The 11,743-nt window shown below is 39.0% G+C and carries 7 protein-coding genes; all 7 read right to left on the bottom strand.

The features are described 5' to 3' along the window. Window positions 1–140 precede the first annotated feature (140 nt). Window positions 141–932, bottom strand: coding sequence for a glycosyltransferase family A protein (locus ISALK_RS14275; protein ID WP_160723479.1), 792 nt, complete (start codon window positions 930–932; stop codon window positions 141–143). Between the two features lie 46 nt (window positions 933–978). Next, on the bottom strand, window positions 979–1,746 hold the full coding sequence (locus ISALK_RS14270) for a glycosyltransferase family 2 protein (RefSeq protein WP_160723477.1): 768 nt from the start codon (window positions 1,744–1,746) through the stop codon (window positions 979–981). Then, complete coding sequence (locus ISALK_RS14265) at window positions 1,743–2,594, bottom strand: NAD-dependent epimerase/dehydratase family protein (protein WP_160723475.1); 852 nt, start codon at window positions 2,592–2,594, stop codon at window positions 1,743–1,745. Before ISALK_RS14265 ends, ISALK_RS14270 begins: the two co-directional genes overlap by 4 nt. 57 nt (window positions 2,595–2,651) lie before the next feature. Further along, window positions 2,652–3,314: a sugar transferase gene (locus ISALK_RS14260; RefSeq protein ID WP_160723473.1), complete on the bottom strand. Its 663-nt coding sequence runs from the start codon at window positions 3,312–3,314 to the stop codon at window positions 2,652–2,654. A 627-nt stretch (window positions 3,315–3,941) separates the two neighbouring features. Then, on the bottom strand, window positions 3,942–4,271 hold the full coding sequence (locus ISALK_RS14255; protein WP_160723471.1) for a type II secretion system protein: 330 nt from the start codon (window positions 4,269–4,271) through the stop codon (window positions 3,942–3,944). Window positions 4,272–4,333: 62 nt separating this feature from the next. Continuing rightward, window positions 4,334–5,038 (bottom strand): sugar transferase, encoded by a 705-nt coding sequence (locus ISALK_RS14250; protein WP_160723469.1) that lies wholly within the window; start codon window positions 5,036–5,038, stop codon window positions 4,334–4,336. 235 nt (window positions 5,039–5,273) lie between these two features. After that, entirely contained in the window at window positions 5,274–11,207 is a 5,934-nt protein-coding gene (locus tag ISALK_RS14245; RefSeq protein WP_160723467.1) for a cell wall-binding repeat-containing protein, read from the bottom strand. Between the last annotated feature and the right edge of the window lie 536 nt (window positions 11,208–11,743).

Genomic DNA, 11,743 nt, shown 5'->3' with positions numbered 1-11,743 from the left:
TATTAGAAAAAATATAATAGTAGTTTCCCTTAAAGTTCTTTTTTTAAATCTCATAATAATCTTCTAGTACAAAGCATATAAAATACATTATACCTTTTCCTTTCTTAAAAATGGACTTTATCCTAAAGGATCTAATTCCGTTATTTATTAGTCTCTTTTTTATATTCTTCCATACCCTCAAACATCATCCTTAAAGCTTCCCCAAACTTCATTTCGTTTTTATATAAATAATACTTTCTTATAGCAAATTGTAAAATGAGCAAGTAAGCTAATTTATTATTCATTTCATAAAACATAGCACCCTTCGTCCTAAAAAGCCTTTCATCAAAACCATTAAACCAAGTTGATTCATTGTGGTCTACAATTGCACTGTCTTCATTAACAAAATATATCTTTAATCCCTTTTTTACAGCTTCCGTTAAAAGAATGTTTTCTTCGCCACACGTATATTTAGATCCTGCTCCAAATAACTCATTAAATCGTATGTTGTTATCAACGATACTCTTTCTTTTAAAAGTAATTTGAAAGGATGCTATTTTCATAGAGTGTAAAAAGTCAACTCTCCCCTCCTTCAGAGAAGATGTTGGTCGCTCTTTATTAGTGCTAGGAACATCGAAAGCAATTATATCTGCGTCCGGGTACTTCTTATAGGCTTTAAGTATTATATCTTTATATCCATCATGGTACTTTAGATCATCATCGGCTATAACACAGATATCAGAATCCGAATTGTTAATTGCCAAATTTCTACTTTTACTGAGACCTCTATCATTTACAGAAATCATTCTTATACAACCAGAGTCTGTTTCTTTTTCGTAATAATCATCTTTATCGCATTGATTAATAATTATCGCATCTGATTTAATATTCATATTTTCTGCTAATGATATATCACTTTGATGCATTGTTGAAATTAATACTTCTAGTTTCATTTTAAAGCACCCCACTTTATTTATTCGAACAACACCGCTTATTTGTTTATCCAAATATCTTCTTATACTTCCCTACCGATGCAATCACATGTCTCATCATAAAATAAGCCGATCCAATAGGGTTAATGCCAACAAATCTAAACACCTTATATGTCATCTTAACTGTCTTCATCTTATTTCCCGATTTTGAGTTTCTAGAAATTCTATATATAAGCAAAGGCTCATTTACTCCGTAAGCTGTAACTCCTAATTTCAAAATTCTCAACCACACGGCATAATCTTCATGCATTTCATCTTTTTCCATCTTGATGTTTTCAAAATACTTCTTCTTTACAAGAACAGAAGAGCATGATATTACATTCTGATTTCTAAGCCTCTTGTATGTTACCTTTTCAGGAACTTCAAATATTCCCTTAAAAGGTTCTCCCTCTTCATTTATATATGATGATCCAGTGAATAGAAATTCTGCTGATTTATTCTCTACAACTTCAAATTGCTTTTCTAATTTCAATGGCTCCCACATATCATCACTATCCAAAAAAGCTATCCAATCACCAGATGCAAGCTCTATCCCTCTGTTTCTAGTTGCAGAAACACCCATGTTCTTCCCATTAGGAAGTGCTTTTATTCTAGAATCTTTTTGACTAAATTTTTCAATAATCTGTAATGTATTATCTTTGGATCCATCATCAAGAACTAGCAGCTCCCAATTTTTGTATGTTTGAGCAAGAACTGAGTTTATCGCTTCAATAACATACTCTTCACAGTTATAAGCCGGCATAATTACGCTAACTAAAGCTTCATTTTTACTCATTCTCTTGCCCCCTCTGTTTTTAGAATAGATTTTCCAGACCCACAAACTCTATAATCACTCTCATATTCAGACATATTCATGTCATATACCAAGTCACCAAATACCTTATTTACTGTACTTACATTCAGTAGCCTTAATAGGGGATTGAATAACTTAGTCATCAAAATCTTCTTTCCATGAACCTCGGCAATTAACTTTACCATCTCACTTGTATTTACATACTCCGCATTCTGCGGAAAGAAAAGTCCTCCACTTTTATTATCTATCAGCTGCTTAACAAATTCTGATAAGTTATCTACGTAGATCATGCTGCGCTTGTTTTCTACCTTTGGAAAAACCGGAGTTTTGAGAGCTAATCCAGCTAACCTTGGATAGTTCCCTCGGCATCCCTTGCCATAGACCATAGGCGGTCTTAAAGTTGCTACAGTGAAAGAATCATCTTGAAGCTTATTAATCAAATCTTCAGCTTCAATCTTTGATTTGCCGTAAGCACTATTCGGTTTGAGTGGAGTATCTCTATTGATAACGCCATTCTCTATACCATATACACTCATTGAACTCAGAAAAATAAACTGCTCTACTCCATCTTGTTTTGCTTTTTGAGCGGTTTCATAAGCCAAATCCCTATTCACTTTATAGTAAAGGTCCTGGTTATCACTTGTTTCTTTAATATGAGCTATCCCAGCCACATGAAACACAACATCATATGAACTAAAGTCCATTTCTTTCCATGTCCCATCTTTCATATCAACCGTATCTACTTTATATTTGTCAGGTTCTCTCATGAGCCAATTCTCGAGAGATGTTCCTATGTAACTGTTCTTACCAGTGATTAAAATATTTTTCATTATTTCACAGTCTCCTCACCACTCACATTTAAAGTGTACATATTAGGCCTAGTAAGTTTAATAGTTAGTGTTCTCTTGTTTATTGGTTGAACCTTTACTCTCTTCTTTATCCTTAGTCATCTTCGAGATAAATCCTGTCCCACCTTCAATTACACCTTTACTCCTAAGAACCGCCGTAAATGTTCCAATAAAGCAAATAGCATCAAACCAAAGACTTCTTTTCTTAACGTACTCCCCATCCAACTTTGCCTTAATCTCTATAGGCAACTCATCTCTACCATTAATCTGTGCCCAGCCTGTAAGGCCTACAGGCACATCATTAGCACTGTACTTGTCTCTTTCTTCAATCAGATCATACTGATTCCAAAGCGCTGGTCTTGGACCGATAATACTCATCTCACCCTTGAATATATTGATGATTTGAGGTAATTCGTCTAGGCTTGTCTTTCTCAAGAACTTACCTACCTTCGTAATCCACTGATCCGGATTCTCTAAGAGATGAGTAGGCATATCTGATGGAGTATCAATTCTCATGGTGCGAAACTTCAATATATGAAAATGACTCTTATGGATCCCTACACGCTTTTGTTTGAAAAGTACAGGGCCTTTTGAGTCTAATTTAATAGCTATGATAAGCACTAAAAAAACAGGAGCTAAAATAATTAGTCCTAAACCTGAAAGTACGATATCTATTAATCTTTTAATCTTTAAGTAAAACATAGTAAATGATCCTCCTGCTAATCTATGTGCGATGCTTCTATGGCACCTTAATTTGTTAATTTATGTATAAAAACAGAATCTATATGTTGTATAAGTGCTATTGCACTTGAATTTCCTAATTTATATGTTACTCCCACCTGTCTTTTCCACTATGGCTGATGAAGAATGACTGTCTAATTCTCAGCCCCTTGTTATTACAGGCTTGTAGCCTCTTTATCCTTTCAGGATACTCACGTCGAATTTTTTCGTTCCATATTTTACCATTTATGCAGAATCCAGCAGAAGCATTTTTTCATTCTGCAATATTTTGTTTTTAGTATTCATCATTTTATAATGATCAATCTTGGTCTGGATTTTTTAACTTGAAATTTTAAAGTGTCTTTCTTTGAGGCTTATTTCGCAATAATCCTCATTCATCCACCACATGTTGTGGTTGTTCATTTTTATAATCAATATATGGTGCTTTGTATATCTATATTAATTGGGATCCATTTCCAAGAAATTTTTAAATACTACATCTTGCATAACAAACTTTTTTCTTGACATTTCTTCTGCAACATATTGTGGTTTGTATCCTTTCAGGATACTCATGTCGTACTATACATACAATCAGAAAATATACATAACCTACAGGAAGGGAACTTCCTCTTCTTCGGTATCACTATGATCGGTACAATTCACCTTGCCACCCTCGTATTCAAGGATGCCATTTGACGGGCAAATTTGATACTCGCAATTTTCTAAGAACGTGTTCCACTGAAAATAATCATGGTTTACTTCATTGTGTAATAAATATATCTCATACTCTAAAACGATTTGCCTACGGTTAACCAAACAAGTTTGGGCCTCTGCATCCGCTTTATAGTTTGTTAATCTTGGGATGGCTACTAAGGCAAGAATAGAAATAATCATGAGTACTACTAAGACCTCTACTAAGGTAAATCCCTTTCGATTCATCTATTTTCCTCCATACCATCTAACATCTTACCTTGAATCCACCCTAAAAGCAAACAATACCCTTACGCCTCCCGGTACTCTTCCCTTTGAAGTTCCTGCTTTTCCTCGATTTCCTTCTTTTCTTCCTTTACAATCTTTTGTTCTTTCTTTCTTCGCTCCCGGGCCTTTAACTTCCCAATCATCCCGGTGCCGCCTTCAATAACCCCTTTCCGTCTTAGGACCGCGGTAAAGGTTCCGATAAAACATACGGCGTCCAGTTTCAGGCCCATGTTGTCCACGTATTTTCCGTCAAGCTTTGCCTTTTTTTCAATGGGCAACTCATCCCTGCCGTTAATCTGGGCCCATCCCGTAAGGCCTACGGGTACGTCGTTGGCCCCGTATTTGTCCCGCTCTTTTATTAAGTCGTACTGGTTCCATAGGGCGGGCCTTGGTCCTACAATGGACATTTCCCCCTTTACAATATTCAAAATTTGGGGCAGTTCATCCAAAGATGTTTTTCGAAGAAATTTCCCCATTTTCGTTATGTACTGGTCGGGGTCCTTAAGTAAGTGGGTGGGCATATCCTTCGGGGTGTCGATTTTCATGGTGCGAAATTTCAGTATGTAAAAGTGACGTTTCCCACGACCTACCCGTTTTTGGCGAAAAAATACCGGACCCTTAGAATCCAGTTTGATTAAAACCATGATCAGGATAAATACCGGGGCTAAAACCATAAGACCTAACAGTGCTAAAATCATATCCATATAACGTTTTACCGTGAAGTACATCCAATCCCTCCTTTATGTTCCGGTTGTGAAAATAAAAAACTGTTTTCATTACCCAATATAACTCTATGTAAACGGTAATTATATTTTTTTACCCTTCATAGTAAATAATAGATCATTTGTCCACTAATTACAAGGTAAAACCTTGAATTTGCAACAAAAACCATTCGACAAATTTCGCTTTTTTTGTCGAATGGTTTTTCTATTTTGTTGTTTATCGATTACTTCTTACACGCTTCTAGTTATGAAGATAGTCTTGAAGTACCATTACTGCTTCTTCTAATGTGTCGGTATAGGTTTGGACGTATTGATCGAAGGTTTCATCGTAATCGGGATTCATCCAGCTTAGTTCGTAGGCCACACCTAAAATCTGATAGGTAAAGTTAATTGCCCGAATATTTTTAACCTTTTCTGTCTCATCCCCTCTTTCCTCTGCCAGTTGAGCCAGGTCTTCAATTGCTTTTTCAACAGCCGTTACTTTAGAAACTAAATCACTATTATCCGTATAATCCGTGTGATTTTTTGCTTCTTCAATATATCTCTCTCCTAGGCTTTTAAATGTACTGTGTTGTCCACTTAAAATACCCTTCGGCGATTCATAGGGTGTCTCCTCGGCAAAAATATCGGTTTCGATTGACATCTCATTGATAAAGTATCCCCCTAATATGGAGTGTCTGATATCAAGGGAGTCCTCCACTAATGTAAAGCTTTTCCCATCGTTGTAATACCACTGCAGAGATATGCTTTCCATGTATCCCTGATCGTTGGTGTTCATTTTTATGGAGGGGACATACCCCATAGGTCTTCCCTGCTCATCAATAAAGCTACTTAGGGAAAAATCAAAATAGCCTAATGCATTACCGGTTTCCATTTCTTCTAGTTGCCAAAAACCTTCTTCTAAATCCGTGACCAATCCAGTGTCTAAATAATAACTAAAATAGCCATGACCGTCGTAACTAATATCCAAGGGAATGGGGTTATCTGCATCATAGTTATTTCCCTGGGTATCCTCTATCTCTTCCGATGGAACAAACCCTTTTTCTTTATAATCTCCTTGGTTCGTTCGTACAAAAATAGAATAACTATTTTGCATTAGATTCTCCGGATCCGTAAACTCATCTGTGGTCCAGTACCCTCCGGATATAAACTCACTAAGGGTAAAGGAAATTTTTTCTCCGGTATCTTCATTGTAATTGATATAATAGTTTTTCAGGGTTTTTAAGGCATTGTCCGTTTTCGCTATTTCCATTAAGTCGCTAGCGGTATGACTGTGAAAATATGCAGCCAGACTTTCAATTTCCGCCTTGGATATGCCTTCATCCTTTTGGTTCCCCTGTCCACGGTTTACGACCCCAAGCTTTAGGTCTCCCTTTAGATCATTGGTGGGAATACTGATGAGGTTATTCTCTCCCCCATTAATCGCTAGAAAGCTTACGATTCGCTCTTTTTTTTCAGCTTCGGTATTCACAAGGAGAAAAACATAGTCCGCCCCCGGTGTCAACCTATCCAGCTCCACTCTAAAAGCGCCTAGACTCTCTATCGGAAAAGAAGCTTTCCCTTCGAACATATCCTCCTGTAAAAATCCATAATCATCTGCTTCGATGGGAACCGCCCATACTGCATCAACCATAGATTTCGGTTGGGACAACACTGAAAAACTATTGATCCCCGATGCTTCGTAGGTATCTTGATACGTCTCTCCAAGTTCTCCGGTTATGGTAAACTCATTCAAATCCTCCCGGGGTGTAAACTTATAACTTTCTGTTCCATCAAATTCTGAACGAGTGACGGTATAGGTTTCTTTAAATGGTTCTATTGTAATGGGTAGGTTTTCATCATAGAATATTTCCACGGTTACCGTCTCACCCTCTAGGTCCCGATCATTGATCCAGTCATTCAGGGTGCTCCCTCCTAAGGGGTCATAGCCTAAGCCCATGTCCGAATACACTTCATCCCCAACGGTAAGCTGCATCACTGGATCGAGACTCTTAACTGTTTGAAAATTATAATCCGTTTCCCCTTGAACAACTTCTCTTACGGCCGTTACCCTTTGATTATTTCCGATAACCGATGGGTGAATGTAGTTTTGCAACGGTTGATTCATTGGGATTTGATTAACTTCAGCACTCATCTCAAATACATCCGTTGTTTTAATCCCTCCGTCATTCTTCATAAAGTCAACCTCATCCAGTTCAATCCTAAACTCCCAAAGGGTATTATCTTTTTCCCCTAACCAAGTTACATAATTATTATAAAGGGAATTAGAGTTCACATGAATCTTAGGATTTTTTCCTAAGAATAACGCCTGCCTATTTGGATAAGACTGACCATCAAAGTCCGTTTGGAAAGATACTTCTTTATACCCTAAGAAGTCATAGCTATTGGTACTGCTTTTCTCATGGGAAAGCTCCAATTCATTCGTTGCAACCTCACTAAGGTCCACTGTCTTTTCTTCGCTTTCCACTTCCGTATATAGCTGATAAACATAGGGTTCAAAATCCGAATTATTCCAGGAAGTTATGTTTGCAAGTATTTTATAGGTACCGGACTGAATCATAATTTGATCAGTGTAGGCAAACACTCCGACGTAAGTCTCCTCCATAAAAGCGCTGTTATAAAATCGCAGCTGCATGTTCGCTAAGGACCGCTCTTCTTCATTCAGTAGATTCTCCATACTGATATTTAATGGAACATAGCTCTCATCAATGGTTAATACTTTTGTTTCCGTTGAAAGCAGCTCTTCTTTGGTGAGTTCATCGAACAGTACATAGACTTTATCATTCTCCTGATCCGGGATGCCAAGGCCAATGTAGCTTACGTCTTCTAAACCATGGGTGTAATACTCAATACTTACAAAGAGCTTGTCTCCCTCCCATCCGTAGCTATAGCTCCGGTAGCGAAGATCAAAACTTTTATCAATGTTCCAGTTTTCAAAGTTTTCCACTTCGAAGGTTTTCCCCTCCAGGATAAAGGTAATCTCCCTTGTCTCTGTGGGGTCTACGCCCTCTTCTGAAGCAGCTTCAAAAAGATTCTTTCGAGCAGCTTCTACCTCCACTAGCGTTTGGTCAATCGCTTCCTGGCTCACTTCTCGGGTGTTGGCGGTTTCCCAGGAATCCCTTACCAATTGTCTAAATTCGATCACCATCTCCTCCGGAAAAAACCCTAAAAGATCTCCACTTTCAGCTCTTCTGATCAGTCCATCCTGATCAATCAGGCTTTCGATTAAGGAGTACCGTTCTACCACCACTCTTTGGCTTCTAAATGCATTAATTTTTTCATTTACATCTGCTGTGGCGTCGTCAATATCATTTTGTATTTTAATCATTTTTTCATCGCTTAGATCAGGCTCGTTTACTGTCTCTTCTATGGCCGCTGATAAATCACGCTCTGCATCATCTTTAGCATGGGTTAAAACATCGATTGCTTTTTGAGGATAGCTTCCATGAACATTCCCGACCTTCGGTTCTTCTAGAAGATTCTCTGCCCGAATTATTTCCCGATCCAAAGCTTCTGTATCCAAAACCCTTTGCGTTGTAACTTCTTCTGTTTCGTTATTTCTGTTTGTTTTAGTTACCACCGTAACTCCTGCTCTTACTTGGATTTCCCCGGGCAACTTTCCATCTTCTCCTACATCAATATTAATATTTTCTCTAGCCATCAATTTACTTACGTGATTATTGATGGTAACATTATTTTTCGAGGATTCCAAAACCACGTTGGTTACCGATGCGTCCAGAATCGCCGGGGATTCAGAGCTCACCCAAACATTTCCTTCTATTTTGGCGTTGTCCTCTGCATAAATCCTCACTCCTTCATTTTCCGAAACCATTCGGATATCCCCTTCAAGGCTAGTATTTCCCCTAATATGAATGGAATTTTCTCCACCACCTTCAAAGTAGTGTTCCGATACACCCACATCCTGAACATTATTCAGGGTTAAATCTTTTACGTCTTCTCCCACTTTTAATGTTTCCACCGTGGCGTTTTCAATAGTGTTATCGCTTCCATATACTTCAAGTGAGGCCAGGGTGCCACCAGCAAAATCAAAGGCTTTGCCAGTTACTTCTTTGCTGATCTTTACTGCCTTTTCAATCATCATTGCTTCCGATAACGCTATCCCGTCAGTAATGAAAATCTCTTCCACAATTAGGTGTTCCTTCGCTGCGATAAGCCCCTTTTCATTCGAAACTATGGCCGTTTTATCTTCATTAATTAACCGTAACCCCTCTGGATGTATTGTAATGATTAACTGTACTTTCTCCTCCATTCCGTCTAAGCTTCCATATAGATAGTGGGTCCCGATATCTAAGTCTTCTAATTTTGATTCCCAGCCTAAAATTTGTACTTCTTTTATCTCACCATCGGACCATTCTATAAGATGTGTGTTTGGAACCCCAGAATAATCACCTTTCGTCGTCGTTAAACGTATAGGCTCAATGGCTAACATCCTGGTGTCCGCTGATGGGTCCTCTTCGTCCCCGGAGTCTTCTCCATCCGGATCCTCAGGACTAGGCTCCTGGGGCGTTGTTGTGCCACCACCCGGTGCCGGTGTTGTCGCCGGCGGTGTTTCTACTTTGTCTTCAACTACCACATCAGCACTTGTTTCTTCCACCGCTCCGCTACCCTGTACTTTCGTAGTAGCGTTTCCGTTTACCGTTGTTATCTTCGTCGTCTCGGAAGTTTTAATGGTAACATTTTCTGAAGTCTCCATTACTTCGATGGTTTTTATGTTTGTTTCGCCCTTCGCTTCCACTTCCACATTGGATGACTCCACGGTTACCTTTTCAAAATCGCCTTCCAACTCTACCCGTTGGCCTTCCCCTTCCTTGGATATGGTAATATTCAATCCTTGAATATCCCTTGCCTTGATTCTCACAGCTCCGGAGGAGGTTTTATCTACGGTTATTCCGTTGTAGCTTCCTCCGTTGATATAAATACTATCGGTCCCGCCACCTCGAATGGTGGTGTTTACTTCCACGGTAACGTTGTTTAGGGTTGCATCGCCCTTACCAACCTCTTCCCCAATTAACAGATCACCGGTGATGATGATGTTTTCTAAAACAACGTCTTCCACGTTGATTATTGCATCTTTATCAATGACTCTTGTATCCTCTTCTAAGCCATAGGTACCAGCTCGGTTAAAGATTGCAGGGCCGGCCACTGCCGCATATGCCGCTTGGGATAGTTTCGATGAGATTGCTTCACTACCGCCAATTACCGTAAAGCCTTCCCTTCGACTTAAGAGACCTTCTACAGCCTCGGGCACATGCTCTCTTGAACCGTTCACATACACAATGGATGCGCCTAAGGTGGAGGCTGCCACCGCATCCACAAAGGATACACCATTTACTAAGTATACCTGGTCCATATCTTTAAAGGCTTTGGACTCTGCTACTTCCACACCGGTTTCGTATCGATTTTCACCGGCTAATCGCTTAATTACCCTTACCCCTTCTACGGCCTCTAATGCCTGTTCTACCTCAGGGGATACCGCCGCTTCGCCACCGACAATAATCAGATCCGTAATTTCCAGAGCTTCCATGGCTTCAATGGTTGCTTCAGGAACACTGTTTCGTTGGTTATTGATCAATAAAATCGGATGACCCATCTTCGCTAAGGGTCCCGCGGTTAAAGCGTCCACTAGGTTTTCATCATTCCCATTAGTAATTACCGCGGTGTTATCCTTTCCTTCTTCCATATGTACTGCAATATTGGCAGCGGTTTCATAACGGTTCTCACCGGAAATTCTTTCAACATCCAGATTTTTTTCTTCCAACTGCTCTTGAACCCTATGACTTACTGCATTTTCCCCTCCTACGATGATGGCTTTGTTAGGGCTGAGTTCTTCTAATGCGATAACGGTTTGTGTAGGGATTCGGTTTTGCTGTACTAAAAGTATGGGGGCCTCCTCTTTTCCCGCAAGTCCGCTGGCGGTAAGTCCATCCACCACATTTGCCTGATCCGAAGGGCCGTCTCCTTGAACAATGATTACTGTATCCGGATCATTTCTTTTCTGCTTTGCAATTTCATAGGCGGTTTCATAACGATCTTTCCCAGCAAACCGTTGTTCCTCATACACATTACTGTCTGCATAGGATATCCCAGCAAATCCTCCTATGACTGCGGAAAAAACCATTACAGTAGCCATAAACATTGATACGTACCTTTTCATTAAACACTCCTCCTCAAATTTTTTCCCGCTCCTTTGTCAAGTGTCTCTATACCAATGATTATTTATCCGGCGACTGTATTCCTTTGTAAAGATAGCGAGGGTGTTGGCTTTTTCAAAATTTCCTGTTTTAACTTTCTTTTTTAGTCTTTAACCTAGTGCTTTAGTCTTTCGCTTCGGGGGATGCCACTCGCTCTTTCGACATATCTTTGTCTTTTTCGACAAACCTCTAAAAACTACACATGCCACCACAGGTCTCCCCTATGATGGCATGTCATTAAATATGATAATATGATCTCAGTAAATACTCCCTATGGTGGTAAAAATTAATTATGGTATAGTAAATACAGTCTAGGATTATATTACTATTATTTTTGTTTTTAGTCAACTGAATTAGTTTACCGCAAGAGGCAAATATGATCCATATATGATAATGTCTTAATATATCACAAGTGACTATGTCCCAAATACTATTAAATCTATTATAATAGAACCTCAGGACTAAGAAATGAGGTGGACATAATCAGAAAGGTAATATT

Origin of the sequence: Isachenkonia alkalipeptolytica (genome assembly GCF_009910325.1) — a bacterium.
GTDB lineage: Bacteria > Bacillota > Clostridia > Peptostreptococcales > T1SED10-28 > Isachenkonia > Isachenkonia alkalipeptolytica.
Note: the sequence above shows the minus strand (reverse complement) of the source record. Positions and strands in the feature narration are given on the sequence as shown.